We start from the raw sequence: 18,915 nt of genomic DNA, 5'->3' as shown, positions 1-18,915 counted from the left end.
AGGTCGGAAGGGCTACTCGGAATCGTCGAACAGGAACACCTGCTCGATACTGTGCGCGAACAGCCGCGCGATACGGAACGCCAGCGGCAGGCTCGGATCGTACTTGCCGGTTTCCAGCGCGTTGATGGTCTGCCGCGACACGCCCAGCCGCTCGCCCAGCTCGCCCTGCGACCAGCCGCGGGCCTCGCGCAGTTCGCGGATGCGGCTGTTCATTGGTAGCGGCGCGCATTCACGCCCTTGGCGATGCCGTAGGTCGCGCACAGCAGCGGGAACACCCACAGCATCGCCGCCGCTGCCGGCACCGCGATCGTGCCCGCGGCCTGCAGGAAACCGGCGGTCATGTAGCCGCCGGCGACCAGCCCGGCGGCGATGGCGATGGACTCCAGCTCGATGCGCCGCTGCATCTCGTCGGAGTCGCGCACGAAGCGCGCCACCGCACGGATCACCAGCGCCACCAGCAGCGCCGGCAGCAGTGCGATCAGCACCCGCGCCCAGTCCGCCTCCACGCTGCCGAGCAGGCGTCTCCAGCACAGCATCACGCCGACGTAGAGCAGCATCGGCAACCCGAACTCGCGGTAGTAGCGGCGCGCCAGCGCCGGCGGCGCGCTGTCGCGCAGGCTGCCCGGCGACCACCACAGCATCAGCGCCAGGAAGATGCCGCCGATGCACAGCCCGAACCACAGCCCGCGAAAATAGTCGTCGCCGCGCAACAGCCGCAGCCACGGCGTGACCGCGAGCAGCGCGACGCTCACGCCCAGCACCACGATCGCGCTGCGCTTGCAGCGGTTCACGGCCGCGCCCCGACCGCAGCGCCGACCGTCTCTGGCCGGCACCAATCGAATGCCATCACGACGTTTCGCATACATCCCCCTGTCAAGCACGCTTTACAGGAGGATGCGCGCGCCGGTCGCGGCTGTCAAGCGTCCTTTACAGCCGCTGGCGACAGGCGATGCCGTCGCGCAATCCGTCAGAGTCGCAGCGTCGGCGTCGCGCGCGATTGCCGCAACACGCACCTCGGCATCGCGCCGGCAGCTGCATCGTGGCCAGGCACGGAGGCGTTTTCAGACAGTCGCGCAGGACCTCTCTGCGATCGCACTGCGCATCCGTCTCCTTGCGACATCGGCAGCTCCGTCGCGCTGCGATCGCACACAGGCCGCACCCTTGCGTGCGCTCTGCCGTCGCCGCACAAAAGCGCCGGCCAGCAGGCCGACGCCTTCCGAGCCTCGCGGGACCGTCGGCCAGATGGCCTGCCCGCCCGACACCTCGATCCGCTGCGCGTTGACCCAGCGGTTGTCCGGGCCGAGCAGGCTGGCGACCATCGGGCCGATGTCGTCGGGCACGCCCACCCGCCCCAGGGCGGTCATGTCGGCGAACTGCCTGTTCAGATCGGGCAGGTCGCGCACCGCGCCGCCCAGGAAGTCGGTTTCGATCGCGCCCGGGGCCACGGTGTTCACCGCGATGCCGCGGCCACCGAATTCCTTGGCCATGTAGACCGACAGGATCTCGACGGCGCCCTTGGCGGCCGCGTAGGCAGAGAAGCCCGGCATCGATACGCGGGTCAGGCCGGAGGAAAAGTTCACGATGCGGCCGCCATCGGCGATCAGCGGCAGCAGCGCCTGGGTCAGGAAGTACACGCCCTTGACGTGGGTCGCGAACAGCGCGTCGAACTGGGCTTCGGTCGTCTCTGCGAGCATGGCCATCTCGCCATGGCCGGCATTGTTAAGCAGGTGGTCGAAGTCGGTCCGGGACCAGGTGACGGACAGGGCGCTGCGCACTGCGTCGGCGAAAGCGCCGAAGGACGCCACGTCGCTCACGTCCAGCGGCAAGGCCACCGCCTTGCGGCCCATCGCTTCGATTTCGGCGACGACGGCCTTGGCCTGGTCGGCGCCGTTGCGGTAGGTCAGCAGGACATCGCCGCCACGGCGGGCGATGCTGATGGCGGTATTGCGGCCGAGGCCGCGGTTGGCACCGGTGATGAGGGTGATCGACGTCATGGGGATCTCCAGGGGGTGGATGTTGCGGGGTGGAGAAACGATCGGACGGAACGCCCTCGCGCAGTTTCCCGATCCAGCCCATTTCTTGCCTATTCGTCCAGAATTCGCACCAACGAACCTGAAGAACCCCTCATTTACCCGCAAAAACTCAGCGCACCCCTGCCTTTTCTTGCGAATTTCTTGCCCAATCATCCAACTCGATTGTGCCCGCTGCGATCACGCGCTAGGGTCTGCTTATGCCTGCGAATCTGTTGGAAACCGCGCGTCGCTACGCCGATGCGAACGTCGACGAGGCCGGGGTCGCGCGCACGCCCTTGCCCGGGCTTGCGATCCTGCGCGAGACCCGGCCGACGCCATTGCACTACGCCATCTGCAGGCCGCTGGTGGCGCTGGTGCTGCAGGGCAGGAAGCAGGTCACGATGGGCAGCAGCAGCTACGACTTCGGTGCCGGCGAGTCCCTGCTGGTCACCGCGGAAGTGCCCACGGTCAGCCAGATCACCCGTGCCTCGCTCGCCGCGCCCTACTACGCCTGCGTGGTGGAGCTGGATCCGGCCACGATCGCATCGCTGGTGGCCGAGATGGGCACGACCCCTTTCGCGATGGGGTCGCCGGTACGCGTCGATCCGACCGAGGCGGAAGTCGCCGACACCGCGGACAGGCTCATCCGCCTGCTGGACCGCCCCGCGTCGGTCCACGTGCTGGGCCCGCAGTTGCTGCGCGAGCTGCACTACTGGCTGCTGTCGGGGCGGCACGGCGGCGCGATGCGCGCGCTGGGCGTCACCGACAGCCATGCCCGGCGGGTGGGCCGCGCGGTGGCCAGGATCCGCTCGGACTTCGCCAGGCCGTTGCGCATGGAGCAGCTGGCGGACGCGGCGGGAATGAGCCTGTCGACGTTCCACGTGCACTTCCGCGCGATCACCTCGCTGACCCCGCTGCAGTTCCAGAAGCAGCTGCGCCTGATCGAGGCCAGGCGCCTGCTGTTGGCGGAAGGCGCGACGATCGGCAGGGCGGCCTCGGCGGTGGGGTACGAAAGCGTTCCACAGTTCACGCGCGAATACGGCCGCATGTTCGGCATGCCGCCGGGCAAGGACATCAAGGACACCCGGCAACGCCTGACCTCGGCCGCGTAGCCGAGGCGCGGGCCCCGTGCCGAGCAAACGCTGCAGCGCCCGGAGCGATGTCCGGCGCGGGCAGGAAGCGAGCCACCAGGCGCCGGCGTATGGCGAGCGACGGCGCGCAGGCGCTACTTGCTGCTGACGTACTTCTCGCGGCGGATGTGCTGCACCGGCAGACCCGCCTCTTTCAGCGCATCGAAGCAGGCGTCGACCATGTTCGGATTGCCGCACAGATAGGCGATATCGCCGTCGGCCTGCGGCGCGAACTCGCCGAGGAACTGCTGCACGTAGCCGTGGCGCACGTCCGCATGCGGCGCGGCGGGCAGTTCGCGCGAGAAACACGGCACGAAGCGGAAGCGCGGATGCGCGTCGGCGAAGGCGCGGAATTCGTCGCCGTACAGCAGCTCGGCCGGCGTGCGCGCGCCCAGCAGCAGTACCACCTCCGCGCCGCGCTCGGCCATCGCCGCTTCCAGCAGCGGCAACATCGAGCGGTACGGGGTGACGCCGGTACCGGTGGCGATCAGCAGGTAGCGGCGGTTGCTGTCGCCCTGGTTCAGGCAGAAGCGGCCGTACGGACCGCTGGCGCAGACCTGCCCGCCGATCTCCAGGCCTTCGAACAAGGCCGTGGCCGCGCCGCCGGCGACGAAGCTGACCGCAATCTCGACCGTCGCATCGGCCGGCTGCGACGGATCGTGGCGGGTGGCCAGCGAATAGCTGCGCTTGGTGGCGGTGCCGTCGGCGTAGTGGAAGTGCACCTGCACGAACTGGCCGGGCACGAACGGCAGCGGCTGGCCGTCGTCGCGGACGAAGCGGTAGTGGCCGACGGCCGGGGCCAGCATGTGGCGGTCGACCAGTTTCAACGGGAATTGGGCAGGCACGCGGATGCAACAGTCTATGGCCGGGGCCGAGCCCACGAGGTCTTCTATAATAGCGGCTGCATTTCTTCAGCGCCGTCAACAGGGCGCGAAAGGGTCCGCCTTGAATATCGCCTCCCCGCTCCCCTCCCCGGTGCCCGCGCTGCGCGTGCGCGAGCTGCGCAAGACCTACGACAACGGCGTGCAGGCGCTGCACGGCGTGTCGCTGGACGTGCTGCCCGGCGATTTCTTCGCCCTGCTCGGCCCCAACGGCGCCGGCAAGTCCACCCTGATCGGCATCATCAGCTCGCTGGTCAACCTCAGCGCCGGCCAGGTCGAAGTGTTCGGCACCGACCTGACCACCCAGCGCAGCGCGGCGATGCGCCTGCTCGGCCTGGTCCCGCAGGAGATCAACTTCAACCTGTTCGAGAAGCCCTTCGACATCCTGGTCAACTACGCCGGGTTCTACGGCATGCCGCGCGCGCAGGCCGAGCACCAGGCCGAAGTGGAGCTCAAGCGCGCGCACCTGTGGGACAAGGCGCAGGTGATGAGCCGCACCCTGTCCGGCGGCATGAAGCGGCGGCTGATGATCGCCCGCGCGATGATGACCCAGCCGCGCCTGCTGATCCTGGACGAACCCACCGCCGGCGTGGACATCGAGATCCGCCGCGACATGTGGCGCGTGCTGCGCGAGATCAACGGCGCCGGCACCACCATCATCCTGACCACGCACTACCTGGAGGAAGCGGAGAGCCTGTGCCGCAACCTGGCGATCATCGACCGCGGCCGCATCGTCGAACAGGGCCCGATGCGCGAACTGCTGGCCAAGCTCGACGTGGAAGGCTTCCTGCTCGACATCGACGGCGAACTGCCGGCACAGCTGCCGGCGATCGAGGGCACCACCCTGCTCGCGCAGGACGCGCATACGCTGGACCTGGACATGCCGCGGGCGATGGACCTCAACCGCGTGTTCGCCGCGCTCGGCAGCGCCGGCATCCGCGTGCGCTCGATGCGCACCAAGAGCAACCGCCTGGAGGAGCTGTTCGTGCGCCTCACCGGGGACAACCGGGACGGCGCAAGCGGCCCGGCCTCGGCGCCGGACTCGCCGAAGCAGCCGCCCGCCGCCGCCTGACCCCTCTTTCGCTGGACGCCAATGAACACCACCGCCAAACCGCAATCCCTCCTCCCCGAGACCACGCCGGCCCAGCGCAACTGGGTCGCGCTGGGCACCGTGGTGCGCCGCGAGGTCAAGCGCATCCTGCGCATCTGGGGCCAGACCCTGGTGCCGCCGGCGATCACCATGACCCTGTACTTCCTGATCTTCGGCGGGCTGATCGGCTCGCGCGTGGGCGACATGGGCGGCTACAGCTACATGCAGTTCATCGTCCCCGGCCTGGTGATGATGAGCGTGATCCAGAACAGCTACGGCAACATCAGCTCCAGTTTCTTCGGCGCCAAGTTCGGCCGCCACGTCGAGGAACTGCTGGTCAGCCCGATGCCGAACTGGGTGATCCTGTGGGGCTACGTGGCCGGCGCGGTGCTGCGCGGACTGATGGTCGGCGTGCTGGTGCTGATCATCGCCATGTTCTTCACCCCGGTGCGCATCCCGCACCCGCTGGTGACGCTGACCACGGTGCTGCTGGGCGCGACGATCTTCTCGCTGGCCGGCTTCATCAACGCCGTCTACGCGAAGAAGTTCGACGACGTCGCCATCGTGCCGACCTTCATCCTGACCCCGCTGACCTACCTGGGCGGCGTGTTCTATTCGGTGAAGCTGCTGCCCGGCTGGGCCGAGGCCGCCACCCATGCCAACCCGATCTTCTACATGGTCAACGCCTTCCGCTACGGCCTGCTCGGCAGCAGCGACGTGCCGGTGTGGGTGGCCTACGCGCTGATGCTGGGCTTCGTCGCGGTGCTCAGCGCGCTGGCGCTGTGGCTGCTGCGGCGTGGGGTGGGATTGCGTAGTTGAGCATGCGCCGCGCCACAGGCGCATTGCCGCTGTGGCTGCTGTGCGGCTTTGTCGCGGCGGCAACGCCCGCCGCTTGCGCGGCCGGTCAGGATCCGGTCGTGCCGGACGCCGACAGGCTGTACCGCCACGCCCAGGCCGATGGCGTGCAGCTGGCGCAGGCGCGTTACTGCGGTCTGCAGCGGACCGAGTTCGTTCGCTTCGCAGAAGCCCTGCAACACGCCGCGCGTGAGCGCGCGCTGGCTGCGAACGCCGACTTCGATGTGGCCGAGAACAGTGCGGCGATGAAGGCCGGCTTCGACGATTTCCGCCAGTTGATGGCCACCATCGACGCGCAAGACGACGGCCACGACCCTGTGCAACGCCAAGCGCACGAACAGGAGCAGTGCGCCGAAGTGCGCACCGACATCGAGGCGCTGATCGGCCCACTACCCAAGCAGGAAGCCAAGGACTAGCTTCGCCCTGCAGATCGGATTTTCCCTCACCACCCAAAGGCTCTAGCAGATGCGCATCCTGATCCTCGGCGCCGGCGCGACCGGCGGCTACTTCGGCGGACGCCTGGCCCAGGCCGGCGTCGATGTCACCTTCCTGGTCCGCCCGGCGCGGGCCGCGCGCCTGCAGCGCGACAGCTTGCGCATCCGCAGCCCGCGCGGCGATGCCGACATCGCGGTGACCACGCTGACCGCCGATACCTTGCCGGCAACGGCCGCCGCACAGCCATTCGACCTGGTGATCCTCAGCTGCAAGGCCTACGATCTGGACAGCGCGTTGGACGCGCTGGCGCCGGCGATGAGCCGCGACACCGCGTTGCTGCCGATCCTCAACGGCCTGCGCCACTATCCGCTGCTGGACACGCGCTTCGGGGCCGAACGCGTGTTCGGCGGGCTGTGCTTCATCAGCGCCACGCTGGGCGCGGACGGCAGCGTCCAGCACCTGGGCAAGCCGGCCTCGCTGACCTTCGGCGAGCGCGACGGGCGCGGCGCCGACAGCGCGCGCGTGCGCGACCTGGCCGCGGCCTGCGCGCAGGCCGGCATCGACCACCTGGCCGCGCCGCGGATCGCGCAGGAGCAGTGGATCAAGTACACCTTCCTGACCGCGCTGGCCGCGGCCACCTGCCTGATGCGCGCGCCGACCGGCCGCATCGTCGCCAGCGACGACGGCGTGGCCCTGCTGCGCGGGCTGTATGCCGAATGCACGGCGGTCGCCGCCGCCGCGGGCGAACCGGTGCCGGAAGCGGCGCAGGCCAACGCGCTGCAGCTGCTGACCCAGCCCGGCTCGCCGATGAAGGCGTCGATGCTGCGCGACCTGGAAGCCGGGCAGCAGGTGGAAGCGCAGCACATCGTCGGCGACATGCTGGCCCGCGCCCGCGCCGCCGGCCATGCCGCACCGTGGCTGCTGGCCGCGTACTGCCACCTGCAGGCTTACCAGGCCGGGTTGGCGCAAGGCTGAAGGCATGGCGGCGGGCGACGCCGCCACAGTGACGCGCCTCGCAGCGGGGCGGCTCACGCTCTGCAGGCGCACCGCCATGCGCCGGCATGCGTGTGGTGCGAGCGGGCCCGGCCGCGACACGCGTCGCCATGGCGCTGTCCGGCCGACACGCGTCGGGACTGAAGTCCCTCCCACAACGCACCCCGCCCGGCCTGCCATCGCGCGTGCAGGAATGGTTGCACCGCGACAGGCACTTACTCCGGTCACCGGGGACGCGAGGACGCGCCGAAGCCGATGCCCGAGGCCATCCACCGCCGCCGCTGCAATCCCCTGATCAGCCTGACCGGGCAGCGCAATCCGCCAAGCGGCAGCCGCCTCCGGGCACCGCGGAACGCATTGCGTGCCTGGGAGTCCTCGGCTGCGGCAGGTCCGCCCCGTCCATCGCGCCTCTTCGCGCGCCGCTGACGCCCGCCCCGCCTATGCTCGCCGACCTGACCACGGCGAGCGGCGATGAAGTTCATGGAAAAACTATTCCGCGGCGGCCATTTCCTGATCATCCTGCTGTTCCTGCTGTGCGCCGCCGGCCTGGTGGCGATGGCGGTGCTGGAGCTGTGGCACGGCCTCACCCCCGGCGGCGACCTGGTGATCCGCGACCGCTTCAACGTAGTGCTGGAGGCGATCGGCCTGCTCACCGTGGCGCTGGTGACGCTGGAACTGGGCCAGACCATCTTCGAGGAAGAAGTGCAGCGCGACGTCAAGATCAGCGGCCCGACGCGCGTGCGCCGCTACCTGTCGCGGTTCTTCGTGGTCATCGTCATCGCGCTGGCGATCGAGACGCTGGTCTCGGTGTTCGAACTGATGCACGACGACCCGGCCAAGCTGCCCTACGCCACCGCGGTCGGCCTGTGCGCGGCGCTGCTGCTGATCGCCTGGGGCGTGTTCGTCAAGCTCAACCGCAGCGCCGAGGAACTGGAACCGGAAGCGATGGCCGAGGCCAAGCGCGAGGACGCGCAGATCGAATAGCGCGGATCGGCGCCACGCAAAACCAGCGCAGCGACAGGCCATGAACCCTGTAGGAGCGGCTTCAGCCGCGACAGGCGCTATCGGTAGTGCCGGTCGCGGCTGAAGCCGCTCCTACAGGATCTCGCGAGCGCAAACGACCGCGATCGACTGCTGCGGCAGCGCACGTGCCGCCAGCATTCGGTCCGCATCGCCACGCACAACGGCGATAGCCGCAGCCGGGCGGCGGACTGCGCTCACGCGGCGTCGGGCAAGCGGAAGAACCCGCGCGCGGTGGCGGTGGTCGCCGCCGCGGTCGCCGCCACGTCCTCGCCGCGGTCGCGCGCCAGTTCCTCGACGATGTGCGCCAGGAACGCCGGTTCGTTGCGCCGGTCCTTCGGCAGCGGCTTGAGCGTGCGCGGCAGCAGGTACGGCGCGTCGGTCTCGATCATCAGCCGCGATGCCGGGATGTTCCTGACCAGCTCGCGCAGATGCGCGCCGCGGCGTTCGTCGCACAGCCAGCCGGTGATGCCGATGTGCCAGTCGCGGTCCAGGTAATCGAACAGCTCCTCGCGGGTGCCGGTGAAGCAGTGCACCACCGCCGGGCCGAGCTTGCCGTCGAACTGGCGCATCAACGCCAGGAAATCCGCATGCGCGTCGCGCTGGTGCAGGAACAGCGGCTTGCCGGTGTCGGCGGCCAGCTGCAGCTGGCGCTCGAAGGCGCGGTGCTGCGCCGGGCGCGGCGCCAGGTCGCGGAAGTAGTCCAGCCCGCACTCGCCCACCGCCACCACCTCGGCATGCGCATGCAACGCGCGCAGTTCGGCGTCGCACTCGGCGGTGTACTCGAGCGCGTGGTGCGGATGCACGCCCGCGGTGGCGTAGAGGAAACCGGGGTGCTGCTGCGCCAGCTGCAACGCCAACGGCGAGTGCTCGCGGCTGGCGCCGGTCACCACCAACTGCGCGACGCCGGCGTCGCGGGCGCGCTGCAGCACCGCGTCGCGGTCGCGATCGAAGGAGTCGTGGGTGAGGTTGGCGCCGATATCGATCAGAGTCATGCGGAGATGCCGAGGAAGCCGGGCAGGAAAGCGGGAGATTGTACGGGGCCGGCGCTAACCGCGAGAGGCGCGCGCTCTACAGCGGCGCGGCCGATCCGTATCCTTGGCCGATGGCCTCTCCCGTTTTTCCGATCGACCCGCTGCTGCCGCAGATCCGCGACAGCCTCGCCGCGCACCCGCGGCTGGTGCTGGAAGCCCCGCCCGGCGCCGGCAAGACCACCCAGGTGCCGCCGGCGCTGCTGGACGCGCCGTGGCTACAGGGCCGCCGCATCGTGATGCTGGAGCCGCGCCGGGTCGCCGCGCGCAGCGCCGCCACGTTCATGGCCCGGCAGCGCGGCGAGGCGCCGGGCGAGACCGTGGGTTACCGCATCCGCTTCGAGAACAAGGTGTCCGCGCGCACCCGCATCGAAGTGGTCACCGAAGGCATCCTGACCCGGATGCTGCAGGACGACCCGATGCTCGACGGCGTCGGCGCGCTGCTGTTCGACGAATTCCACGAACGCCACCTGGCCGCCGACCTGGGCCTGGCGCTGGCGCTGGACGTGCAGGCGCAGGTGCGCGAGGACCTGCGCATCGTGGTGATGTCGGCGACGCTGGACGGCGAACGCCTGGCGCAGTTCCTGGACGCGCCGCGGCTGTCCAGTGCCGGCCGCAGCTATCCGGTGGAGATCGCGCATTTCCCGGCGCGGCGCGAGGAGGCATTGGAAGCGCAGACCCGCCGCGCCATCGACCATGCGCTGCAGCAGCATCCCGGCGACGTGCTGGTGTTCCTGCCTGGGCAACGCGAGATCGCGCGGGTGCAGGCGGCGTTGGAGGCGGCCGGGGTGGGGCTGGGCGTGCCCACATCGGGGGCCGCTTCTGGCGCCCTCGCCGCCGGCACCGCCTCGGGCGCACCCTCATCCGACGCTGCGCGCCACCTTCTCCCGGGGGGAGAAGGCAGCGGTGTCGACGTGTTGCCGTTGCATGGCGAACTGCCGGTCGAACAGCAGGCAAAGGTGCTGCAGCCCGATCCGCACGGCCGCCGCCGCGTGGTGCTGGCGACCAACGTGGCCGAATCCTCGGTGACCCTGCCCGGCGTGCGCGTGGTGATCGATGCCGGGCTGGCGCGCGAGCCGCACTACGATCCCAACAGCGGTTTCTCGCGGCTGGACGTGACCGCCATCGCCCAGGCCTCGGCCGACCAACGCGCCGGCCGTGCCGGCCGTGTCGCCGCCGGCTGGGCGTACCGGCTGTGGCCGCAGTCGCAGCGCCTGGAGGCGCAGCGCCGCGCGGAAATGCTGCAGGTGGAGCTGGCCGGGCTGGCGCTGGAACTGGCGGCCTGGGGCAGCGACGCGTTGCGCTTCGTCGATCCACCGCCGGTCGGCGCGCTGGCCGCCGCGCGCGAACTGCTGCAGCGGCTGGGCGCCTTGAGCGAAAACCATGCGATCACCGCGGCCGGGCGGCGCATGTTGGCGCTGGGCACCCATCCGCGGCTGGCGGCGATGCTGCTGGCCGCGCCGGATGCGCGGGCGCAGGCGCTGGCCTGCGACCTGGCCGCGCTGGTCGAGGCGCGCGATCCGCTGCGCCAGGGCGGCGACGCGCTGGCGGCGCGCTGGCGCGCACTGGCCGGGTTCCGCCGCGGCCGCGCCCCGCACGACGCCAACCGCGGCGGCCTGGCCGCGATCGATGCGGCCGCGAAGCAATGGCGGCGGCGCCTGCGCAGCGACGCCGCCGCGCCGGACAGCGTGGAAGCGCACGAACTCGGCGACCTGCTGGCCCATGCCTTCCCCGACCGCATCGCCACCCGCCATCCGGCCGATCCGTTGCGCTATCTGCTGGCCAACGGCCGCAGCGCACGCCTGTTCGAGCACAGCGACCTGCGCGGCGAGCCGTGGCTGGTCGCCACCGAACTGCGCTACGAAGCCAAGGACGCGCTGCTGCTGCGCGCCGCGCCGGTGGACGAGGCGCGGCTGCGCGCGGATTTCCCGCAGCGCTTCGTGCAGCAGGACGTGGTGCGCTGGGACGCCGAGCGGCGCGCGTTGAGCGCGCTGCGCGAAACCCGCTTCGACCGCATCGTGCTCGACAGCCGCCCCGCCGGCCGCGTCGATCCGGCGCATGCGGCGGCGGCGCTGACCGAGGCGGTACGCGAACTCGGCCTGCAGGCGCTGCCGTGGAGCGAGCCGCTGACCCAATGGCGCGCGCGTGCGGTCGCGCTGCGCACGTGGATGCCGGAGCTGGGCTTGCCCGATCTCGGCGACGCCGCGCTGCTGGAAGGCCTGGACGGTTGGCTGCGCCCGGCCTTCGCCGGCAAGACCCGGCTCGATGCGCTCGGCGAAGACGACCTCGGCGAGGCGCTGAAGTCGCTGCTGCCGTGGGACCAGCGGCAGGCCGTCGATCGCCACGCGCCGACGCGGATCACGGTGCCCTCGGGCATGGAGCGGCGCATCGACTACGCGCTCGACCACGCCGGCCAACCGCAACCGCCGGTGTTGGCGGTGAAGCTGCAGGAACTGTTCGGGCTGGCCGACACCCCGCGCGTCGCCGACGGCCGCGTGCCGCTGCTGCTGCACCTGCTCTCGCCCGGCGGGCGCCCGCTCCAGGTGACCCAGGACCTGCGCAACTTCTGGTCCAGCACCTATCCGGAAGTGAAAAAGGAAATGAAGGGCCGCTATCCGCGCCACCCGTGGCCGGACGACCCGTGGACCGCCACCGCCAGCCATCGCGCGAAGCCGCGCGGCACTTGAGCACGGCGGCCGCCATCGCGCTGCAGGTTTGCGGCCGTCGCAGACGGGCAACAGCGGCGAAGAGGACGTTCCGTCTGCACGCCGCGTTTCCGAAGGTCCGACGCAAGCACGCCGGATGCACCGATGCAGGCGAGCACCGCCTCGCCCGCCGTCCCTGCCCGTGGATGGCGAAGGCGATGGACCCGGCGCGAACGCTGCGCTGATCGACGTCGCCCGCGGCAACGTCGCGCCAGCGCCACGGCGTGCGGTCCCGTCGAGACATCCCCACCGTGGCGATCGCAACCGCACCGGCCACCGCACCCGAACCGGCCGCGCATTCAGCCGGCAGACGACTCCACGCCGGCGCGCTAACGCGGTCTATACGGTACCCGGGGGACACTGCGGTCCTTATTCCTGCCAGTAGGGACGCCCCCATGAGCAAGCTGACCATCATCACCGACCGCGCGCTGGATCTCGCCAGCCATGCCGGCGACAGCCTCCGTCACATCGGGCCGCAGGCCAACAAGTGGCTGCAGTCCGGCGCCGCCATGGGCGCGCTGAAGACCGGTGCGGCGCTGGGTGCGGTGAAGACCGGCACCAAGGTCGCGCGGACGGCGGTGCGCCGCAATCCGGTCATCGCGATCGCCGCCGCGGCGGTGGGCGTGGGCCTGCTCGGGTATGCGATCTACCGCAAGCGCCAGCGCGACAACAACGCGCCGATCGAAGGCGATTCGCAGCGCATCGAAGCCAGCAAGCGCGGCAACGCCGGTGCCCGTCGTTCGGCGGCGCGCACCTCGCGCCGTGCCGCGGCGGCGCAGGACGCCACCGAAGAATAAGCATTGCAGCAGCGGCGCCGCGACAGCGACGACGGCAGCGCCATCGAAACAGCGGTCGGATGCATCCGGCCGCTGTTTTCGTTTACAGGCAGCGGACGACGTGGTGTCCAAGCGATCTGCAGCGCGACGACGAAGCCGCCGCGACGGCGATCGTCGAGCGCCTGCGGACACGCCACGCGGCAAGTGCGCGCCTCAATCCGGAATTCGCGACCACCGGCTCCGTTCCTGTCGGAGCGGCTTCAGCCGCGACAGGGCTACCGGTAAAGCGTCGCGGCTGAAGCCGCTCCTACACGGGGGCGTTGCCCACATGGCTTACAGCGCCCGCCACGCGCCCGGCGCCAACCCCTCCAGCCGGTGCGCGCCGATCGCCGCGCGGACCAGGCGCAAGGTCGGCAAGCCGACCGCGGCCGTCATGCGCCGCACCTGGCGATTGCGCCCTTCGCGCAGCACGATCTGCAGCCAGGCATCGGGCACCGTCTTGCGGAAGCGCACCGGCGGGTCGCGCGGCCACAGGTCCGGCGCCGTCTCCAGTACGCTGGCCTGTGCCGGCGCGGTCGGTCCGTCGTTCAATACCACGCCATCGCGCAGGCGCTGCAACTGTTCGGGCTGCGGCACGCCTTCCACCTGCACCCAGTACGTCTTCGGTTGCTTGTGCCGCGGATCGGTGTAGCGGTGCGCCAGCGCGCCGTCGTCGGTGAGCAGCAGCAGGCCTTCGCTGTCGTAGTCCAGCCGCCCCGCCGCGTACACGTCGGCGGGCAGGCCGAACCCGGCCAGCGTGCGCCGCGGCGGGTCGCTGCGATCGGTGAACTGGCACAGCACATTGAACGGCTTGTTGAACGCGATCAGCATGGAAGCGGAGATTGGGGAAAAGGGATTCGGGATTGGCCACGCAACGACGGCGCGCGCGGCGCGGGTAATTCTCCCACGCCGGTTTTCCTTTCCCGCTGCCCGCGCCGCCGTTCTCAGCGCTTGACGAACTTCAGCGTCATCCGGTCGCTCTCGCCGATCGCCTTGTACTTGGCATCGTCGGCGGCATCGTGGCTGTTGCTCGGCGGCAGCGTCCACACGCCGCCCGGATAGTCCTTGGTGTCGCGCGGGTTGGCGTTGACCTCGCTCTTGCCGGCCAGTTTGAAGCCGGCCGCCTCGGCCATCGCGATCACCTGCGCCTGGCCGACGTAACCGCTCTTGTCGTCGGCCGGCACGTCGGCCTTGGCCCGGTGCTCGACCACGCCGAGCACGCCGCCGGGCTTGAGCACCGCGTAGAAGCCCTTGAACATGCCCTCGGCCTGGCCGGACATGCGCCAGTTGTGCACGTTGCGGAAGGTCAGCACCAGATCGGCCGAGCCGGCCGGACCAAACACCGGCGCGGTCGGCGAATACGCCACCAGCTTGGCGCGGTCGTACTGCGCCGGCGCGGCGGCGAACTTCTGCTCCAGCGTCGCGCGCGCCTTCTGCTGATACTCGCGGCCGCGCCCTTCCGGCACTGCCGTCGGATCGACCACCGCGGCGATGTACTGGCCGCGCTCGCGCAGGTACGGCGCCAGGATTTCCGAATACCAGCCGCCGCCCGGGGTGATCTCGATCACCGTCTGGGTCGGCTTGATGCCGAAGAACGCCAGGGTCTGTCCGGGGTGGCGATAGGCGTCGCGCTCGGCGTAGACGCGGTCGCGCCAGCTGCCGTCGATGGCCTTCTGCAAGGCCGCATCCGGCGCCGGCAGGCTGGCGCTGTCGGCAGGCTTGATCGCCTGCGCGTTCGGGATCGCCAGCGTCGCGGCAATGGCAAGGGTACAAGCGCAGGCAAGCGTGGTGCGAAGGCTCATGGCGTACGTCCGTTGTCGGTGTGACGCGAGCCTAGCACGCATGCGCGCACGCCCGAATGTTGTCTTCGCGTTAGCCCGAATCACGCAAACGGAACGCTGTTTTCGCGACCATCGCCCCGATACCGAAACCTCGGACGACTATCCTGTCGCCCTTCCCCACAGCGGAGCGTTCCCCATGCTGCACACGCGCGAACTCGGCCGTTCCGGCCTGCACGCGGCGCCGCTCGCCTTCGGCGGCAATGTGTTCGGCTGGAGTGCCGACGCCAAGACCTCCTTCGCCTTGCTCGACGCCTTCGTCGAAGCGGGCTTCAACCTGATCGATACCGCCGATGCGTACGCGGCCTGGGTGCCCGGCAACCGCGGCGGCGAATCGGAAACCATCATCGGCCAGTGGCTCAAGCGCAGCGGCAAGCGCGACAAGGTGCTGATCGCGACCAAGGTCGGCAAGTGGGCCGAACGCCCGGGCCTGGCCGCCGACAACATCGCCGCGGCGGTGGACGAATCGCTGCAGCGCCTGCAGACCGACGTGATCGATCTGTACCAGGCCCACGAGGACGACGAATCGGTGCCGCTGGAAGCCTCGCTGGCCGCGTTCGGGCGGCTGATCGAGCAAGGCAAGGTGCGCGCGATCGGTGCCTCCAACTACAGCGCCGAACGCCTGGCCGAAGCGTTGAAGGTGTCGGCGCAGTACGGATTGCCGCGCTACGAGACGCTGCAGCCCGAATACAACCTGTACGACCGCGCCGGCTACGAGGCCGGCCTGGAACCGCTGGTGCGCGAACAGGGACTGGGCACGCTCTGCTACTACGCGCTGGCCCGCGGGTTCCTCAGCGGCAAGTACCGCAGTCCCGCCGATGCGGCGAAGAGCCAGGCGCGCGGCGACAGCGTGATCGCGCGCTACCTCAACGCGCGCGGCCTGCGCATCCTCGCCGCGCTCGACGACATCGCCGGCAAGCATTCGGCCACGCCGACCCAGGTCGCCCTGGCGTGGCTGATCGCGCGCCCCGGCATCGCCGCGCCGATCGCCAGCGCCACCAGCATCGAGCAGTTGCAGCAGTTGTTGGCCGCCGCGCGCCTGGCGCTGTCGGCCGAGGACATCGCGCAACTGGATACCGCCAGCAAGGAAACCGTATGAGCACCGCTTCCCATACCACCCGCGTGGTCCTCGCCTCGCGTCCGCAAGGCGCGCCGACCGCGGAGAATTTCCGCATCGAACAGGCGCCACTGGCCGTGCCCGGTCCCGGCCAGGTGCTGCTGCGCAACCGCTGGCTGTCGCTGGATCCGTACATGCGCGGACGCATGAGCGATGCGCCCTCGTACGCGCCGCCGGTGCAGCTGGGCGAGGTGATGGTCGGCAGCACCGTCGCCGAGGTGCTGGAATCGCACCATCCCGACCTCAAGCCCGGCGACCTGGTGCTGGTGCAGAGCGGCGGCTGGCAGACCCACCTGGTGGCCGACGGCGCCGGCCTGCGGCGCAAGCTCGATCCGCACTCGCCGCTGCCGCCGAGCACCGCGCTCGGCGTCTACGGCATGCCCGGTTTCACCGCCTACGCCGGCCTGCACGAAATCGGCAAGCCGCAGAGCGGCGAGACCGTCGTGGTCGCCGCCGCCACCGGCCCGGTCGGCGCCAGCGTGGCGCAGATCGCCAGGTTGCGCGGCGCGAAGGTGATCGCCATCGCCGGCGGCGCCGAGAAGTGCCGCTACCTGCGCGAGGAATTGGGCCTGGACGTGGCGCTGGACCATCGTGCTGCGGACTTCGCCGAGCAACTGCGCGCCGCCGCGACAGACGGCATCGACGTGTACTTCGAGAACGTCGGTGGCCACGTGTTCGATGCGGTGCTGCCGCTGCTCAACGATTTCGCGCGGGTGCCGGTGTGCGGCACCGTCGCCACCTACAACAACAAGGGCGAACAGCCGCCCGGGCCGGACCGCCTGCCGGCGCTGATGAACCAGGTGCTGCGCCAGCGGCTGACCCTGCGCGGCTTCATCGTCGGCGATTTCGTCAAGCTCTATCCCGAGTTCCTGCGCGAGATGGGCGCGTGGCTGGCCGACGGCCGCGTGCGCTACCGCGAGCATGTCGTGCAGGGGCTGGAGAACGCGCCGCAGGCCTTCATCGACATGCTCGGCGGCGGCAATTTCGGCAAGCTGGTGTGCAGCTGGATGAAAGCCGGGATTAGGGATTGGGGATGGGACAGCCAGCGCTGCGCGGTCGGGATCGCGCGGCGCTTGTCTGTGCAGCCCTGACCGCGTCTATTGCAACAGGAAGCGCAGCAGCGCGTCGTTGAAGGCGTGCGGCGATTCCACATTGCACAGGTGCCGGCCATGCACCTGGGCGAAGCTGCCGCGCGCCGCCTGCGCGGCGATCGCCTGCAGATCGGCCGGCGGGCAGACCGGATCGTCGTGTCCGGCCAGCGCCAGCAGCGGCGTGGCGATCTCGCCCAGGACCTCGCGGAAATCGGCGCTGGCCAGCGCCTCGCAGCAGGCCGCATAGGCCTGCGCATCGGTGCTCAGGAAGCTCGCCAGGATCGCCTCGACCGTTGCCGGCTGCATCTCGGCGAAGGCCGGGGTGAACCAGCGCTCGCGGGTGCCGGCGAGCAACGACGCCAGTCCGTCGGCCTGTACCTGCGCGATGCGCGCCTGCCAGCCATCCTCGGTGCCGATCCTGGCCGCGGTCGCGCACACGGTGAGCGTGTGCAGGCGCGCGCCGGCGTGAACGCCCAGCCATTGCCCGGTCAGCCCGCCGATCGACAGGCCGCAGAAATGGGTGCGCTCGACCGCCAGCGCATCGAGCAACGCCAGGACGTCGCCGGCCAGCGCCTCGATCCGATACGGTCCAGGCGCGACGCTCGAGGCGCCGTGGCCGCGGCGGTCGTAGCGCAGCACCCGGTAGTACGGTGCCAGCGCGTCGATCTGCGCGTCCCACATGTGCAGGTCGGTGCCGAGCGAATTGCAGAAGGTCAGCCATGGGCGGCCTTCGCTGCCGTCGATGCGGTAATGCAGGCGATGCGTCGGAAGTTCGAGGAAGGGCATGGCGGCGGGGTCGGCTGGGAAGGGCGCGCGACCGATGGCCGCTACCGGAGTCTAGCTCCCTAGCGCCTTGCCAGCATGCTCCAAGCGCGCACCGCCGGGTGTTCGCTACAGCAAGCCGGCACAGAACTCTTGAGGCGCATGCGCGACCGACTGCACGTGCGGCCCACACCGACATCCAATTCGCCACCCTGTGTCGGCGCCGGACAACAAGGAAATCCGTGCGACGACGGCACCACGACCACACGCACCGCGTCGCTGCGACAACACACCTCGTGCGTGCCGCAGCGACGCATCGCCGCGATGTCCCGGATCCTGGCCTATCTCACTTGGTCGCCGGATCCCAATGCTCCTGGATCTTGCCGTTCTGGATGCGGAACATGTCGAACCAGGTGGTCGTATAGGTCTTGGTCGCGTCCTTGGGATCGGGCAACGTGCGCACCGATACCAGGGTCACGTAGTCCCCCTCGGCGAGGATCGCCACCAGCGGCAGCTGCACGCGCGGCTTGATCGGCTGCGGTTTGACGAAGGCGGTCAGGAACTGCAGGAATGCGTCGCGGCCGTTGGCCACGGTCGGATTGTGCTGGATATAGTCCTTGGCCATGTACATCGGCGCGTACTCGGTGTGCCCGGCTTCGAACACGATGCGCCAGAAGTCGTAGACCAGGCGCTTGTTCGCCTCGGTGCGCCAATCCGAGCCCTGCAGCAGCTGCTGGTGGTTGGGATTGGCGGTGACCGCGGTTTGCGCGAATGCGGAAACGGCGGGGAACGCGAGCAGCAATGCGAGCAGAGACGCATGCAGGCGAATTTTCATTTCGATGACTCCGTCGGGGGAAGTGGCTTGATCGCTGGCGCCATCCAGTAACCGGAAAGTAAGTGATTGGCCGCTGGAGGACGCACCGCGAGCCTAGCAGTGCGCATTGCGCCAGGTCGGGCATCGCCCGGAGAAAATGCGGCCATTTCCCGATGATTTTTTTCGCTTTGCGGAGCCGGCCACAGTAACCAAAACACCAGAATTGGAAACGCCTCTTCGAGGATTGCGAATCTGCCGAGGACTGCTGACGCGCGGCGCAGCGATCGAGGCATTGGCGAGAGAGACAAAAATAATTCGATAAACCC

17 protein-coding genes and 2 pseudogenes are annotated in these 18,915 nt (G+C 69.9%); 10 read left to right on the top strand and 9 right to left on the bottom strand.

What is annotated here, in order from left to right; all coding sequences use genetic code 11:
* Positions 1–12: 12 nt before the first annotated feature.
* From JR064_RS07670 to JR064_RS07660, 3 genes and pseudogenes are all read right to left on the bottom strand, one after another.
* Complete coding sequence (locus JR064_RS07670) at positions 13–213, bottom strand: helix-turn-helix transcriptional regulator (protein WP_003472309.1); 201 nt, start codon at positions 211–213, stop codon at positions 13–15.
* A complete protein-coding gene (locus JR064_RS07665) occupies positions 210–791 on the bottom strand; it encodes a hypothetical protein (protein WP_179571044.1) in 582 nt (193 codons plus the stop codon). The genes JR064_RS07670 and JR064_RS07665 overlap by 4 nt, the downstream gene beginning before the upstream one ends.
* Positions 792–1,241: 450 nt before the next feature.
* Positions 1,242–1,994: pseudogene (locus JR064_RS07660) on the bottom strand (SDR family NAD(P)-dependent oxidoreductase); the annotation flags it as partial.
* A gap of 236 nt (positions 1,995–2,230) precedes the next feature.
* Here JR064_RS07660 and JR064_RS07655 point away from each other — a divergent pair.
* The gene (locus JR064_RS07655; RefSeq protein ID WP_206229316.1) at positions 2,231–3,124 is read left to right on the top strand and encodes an AraC family transcriptional regulator; all 894 of its coding nucleotides are present in this window, start codon (positions 2,231–2,233) and stop codon (positions 3,122–3,124) included.
* Positions 3,125–3,237: 113 nt separating this feature from the next.
* Here JR064_RS07655 and JR064_RS07650 read toward each other — a convergent pair whose 3' ends face one another.
* Positions 3,238–3,987 (bottom strand): ferredoxin--NADP reductase, encoded by a 750-nt coding sequence (locus JR064_RS07650; protein WP_206229315.1) that lies wholly within the window; start codon positions 3,985–3,987, stop codon positions 3,238–3,240.
* Between the two features lie 100 nt (positions 3,988–4,087).
* On the opposite strand from JR064_RS07650, the gene JR064_RS07645 reads away from it, so the two are divergent.
* The 5 genes from JR064_RS07645 to JR064_RS07625 all read left to right on the top strand — a co-directional run bounded on the left by JR064_RS07645 (position 4,088) and on the right by JR064_RS07625 (position 8,380).
* A complete protein-coding gene (locus JR064_RS07645; protein ID WP_241092909.1) occupies positions 4,088–5,095 on the top strand; it encodes an ABC transporter ATP-binding protein in 1,008 nt (335 codons plus the stop codon).
* A 21-nt stretch (positions 5,096–5,116) separates the two neighbouring features.
* Entirely contained in the window at positions 5,117–5,932 is an 816-nt protein-coding gene (locus JR064_RS07640; RefSeq protein ID WP_179571047.1) for an ABC transporter permease, read from the top strand.
* A complete protein-coding gene (locus tag JR064_RS07635; RefSeq protein WP_206229314.1) occupies positions 5,929–6,384 on the top strand; it encodes a hypothetical protein in 456 nt (151 codons plus the stop codon). The genes JR064_RS07640 and JR064_RS07635 overlap by 4 nt, the downstream gene beginning before the upstream one ends.
* A gap of 49 nt (positions 6,385–6,433) precedes the next feature.
* Entirely contained in the window at positions 6,434–7,378 is a 945-nt protein-coding gene (gene panE / locus JR064_RS07630; RefSeq protein WP_206229313.1) for a 2-dehydropantoate 2-reductase, read from the top strand.
* A 489-nt stretch (positions 7,379–7,867) separates the two neighbouring features.
* Complete coding sequence (locus tag JR064_RS07625) at positions 7,868–8,380, top strand: hypothetical protein (RefSeq protein WP_145706987.1); 513 nt, start codon at positions 7,868–7,870, stop codon at positions 8,378–8,380.
* A gap of 233 nt (positions 8,381–8,613) precedes the next feature.
* Here JR064_RS07625 and JR064_RS07620 read toward each other — a convergent pair whose 3' ends face one another.
* The gene (locus JR064_RS07620) at positions 8,614–9,411 is read right to left on the bottom strand and encodes a TatD family hydrolase (RefSeq protein ID WP_206229312.1); all 798 of its coding nucleotides are present in this window, start codon (positions 9,409–9,411) and stop codon (positions 8,614–8,616) included.
* 110 nt (positions 9,412–9,521) lie between these two features.
* On the opposite strand from JR064_RS07620, the gene hrpB reads away from it, so the two are divergent.
* Both hrpB and JR064_RS07605 read left to right on the top strand, forming a co-directional pair.
* Positions 9,522–12,134 (top strand): ATP-dependent helicase HrpB, encoded by a 2,613-nt coding sequence (gene hrpB / locus JR064_RS07610; protein ID WP_241092908.1) that lies wholly within the window; start codon positions 9,522–9,524, stop codon positions 12,132–12,134.
* Positions 12,135–12,547: 413 nt separating this feature from the next.
* The gene (locus tag JR064_RS07605; RefSeq protein ID WP_179571064.1) at positions 12,548–12,949 is read left to right on the top strand and encodes a hypothetical protein; all 402 of its coding nucleotides are present in this window, start codon (positions 12,548–12,550) and stop codon (positions 12,947–12,949) included.
* Between the two features lie 312 nt (positions 12,950–13,261).
* Here JR064_RS07605 and JR064_RS07600 read toward each other — a convergent pair whose 3' ends face one another.
* Entirely contained in the window at positions 13,262–13,798 is a 537-nt protein-coding gene (locus JR064_RS07600; protein WP_206229311.1) for a pseudouridine synthase, read from the bottom strand.
* Positions 13,799–13,911: 113 nt separating this feature from the next.
* Complete coding sequence (locus tag JR064_RS07595; RefSeq protein ID WP_179571066.1) at positions 13,912–14,769, bottom strand: class I SAM-dependent methyltransferase; 858 nt, start codon at positions 14,767–14,769, stop codon at positions 13,912–13,914.
* A gap of 175 nt (positions 14,770–14,944) precedes the next feature.
* Here JR064_RS07595 and JR064_RS07590 point away from each other — a divergent pair, with 175 nt between their 5' ends.
* Complete coding sequence (locus JR064_RS07590; RefSeq protein WP_179571067.1) at positions 14,945–15,904, top strand: aldo/keto reductase; 960 nt, start codon at positions 14,945–14,947, stop codon at positions 15,902–15,904.
* Positions 15,901–16,920 (top strand): annotated as a pseudogene (locus tag JR064_RS07585) (NADP-dependent oxidoreductase); the annotation flags it as partial. The gene JR064_RS07590 and the pseudogene JR064_RS07585, both read left to right, overlap by 4 nt.
* A 99-nt stretch (positions 16,921–17,019) precedes the next feature.
* Here the strand turns inward: JR064_RS07585 and pcaD are convergent.
* Positions 17,020–17,799: a 3-oxoadipate enol-lactonase gene (pcaD, locus tag JR064_RS07580; protein ID WP_206229310.1), complete on the bottom strand. Its 780-nt coding sequence runs from the start codon at positions 17,797–17,799 to the stop codon at positions 17,020–17,022.
* Positions 17,800–18,121: 322 nt separating this feature from the next.
* Positions 18,122–18,610 carry a nuclear transport factor 2 family protein gene (locus tag JR064_RS07575; protein WP_206229309.1) on the bottom strand — a complete coding sequence of 163 codons (489 nt, stop codon included), beginning with the start codon at positions 18,608–18,610 and terminating at the stop codon, positions 18,122–18,124.
* Positions 18,611–18,915 lie beyond the last annotated feature (305 nt).

This window comes from Xanthomonas bonasiae (genome assembly GCF_017163705.1).
In the GTDB taxonomy this organism is placed as follows: domain Bacteria; phylum Pseudomonadota; class Gammaproteobacteria; order Xanthomonadales; family Xanthomonadaceae; genus Xanthomonas_A; species Xanthomonas_A bonasiae.
Note: the sequence above shows the minus strand (reverse complement) of the source record. Positions and strands in the feature narration are given on the sequence as shown.

What these genes read in the sequence shown, in the direction of transcription:
- JR064_RS07670 (WP_003472309.1), bottom strand. Translation starts at nt 213, where the DNA reads ATGAACAGCCGCATCCGCGAACTGCGCGAGGCCCGCGGCTGGTCGCAG.
- JR064_RS07655 (WP_206229316.1), top strand. Translation starts at nt 2,231, where the DNA reads ATGCCTGCGAATCTGTTGGAAACCGCGCGTCGCTACGCCGATGCGAAC.
- JR064_RS07640 (WP_179571047.1), top strand. Translation starts at nt 5,117, where the DNA reads ATGAACACCACCGCCAAACCGCAATCCCTCCTCCCCGAGACCACGCCG.
- panE (WP_206229313.1), top strand. Translation starts at nt 6,434, where the DNA reads ATGCGCATCCTGATCCTCGGCGCCGGCGCGACCGGCGGCTACTTCGGC.
- JR064_RS07625 (WP_145706987.1), top strand. Translation starts at nt 7,868, where the DNA reads ATGAAGTTCATGGAAAAACTATTCCGCGGCGGCCATTTCCTGATCATC.
- JR064_RS07620 (WP_206229312.1), bottom strand. Translation starts at nt 9,411, where the DNA reads ATGACTCTGATCGATATCGGCGCCAACCTCACCCACGACTCCTTCGAT.
- hrpB (WP_241092908.1), top strand. Translation starts at nt 9,522, where the DNA reads ATGGCCTCTCCCGTTTTTCCGATCGACCCGCTGCTGCCGCAGATCCGC.
- JR064_RS07605 (WP_179571064.1), top strand. Translation starts at nt 12,548, where the DNA reads ATGAGCAAGCTGACCATCATCACCGACCGCGCGCTGGATCTCGCCAGC.
- JR064_RS07600 (WP_206229311.1), bottom strand. Translation starts at nt 13,798, where the DNA reads ATGCTGATCGCGTTCAACAAGCCGTTCAATGTGCTGTGCCAGTTCACC.
- JR064_RS07595 (WP_179571066.1), bottom strand. Translation starts at nt 14,769, where the DNA reads ATGAGCCTTCGCACCACGCTTGCCTGCGCTTGTACCCTTGCCATTGCC.
- JR064_RS07590 (WP_179571067.1), top strand. Translation starts at nt 14,945, where the DNA reads ATGCTGCACACGCGCGAACTCGGCCGTTCCGGCCTGCACGCGGCGCCG.
- pcaD (WP_206229310.1), bottom strand. Translation starts at nt 17,799, where the DNA reads ATGCCCTTCCTCGAACTTCCGACGCATCGCCTGCATTACCGCATCGAC.
- JR064_RS07575 (WP_206229309.1), bottom strand. Translation starts at nt 18,610, where the DNA reads ATGAAAATTCGCCTGCATGCGTCTCTGCTCGCATTGCTGCTCGCGTTC.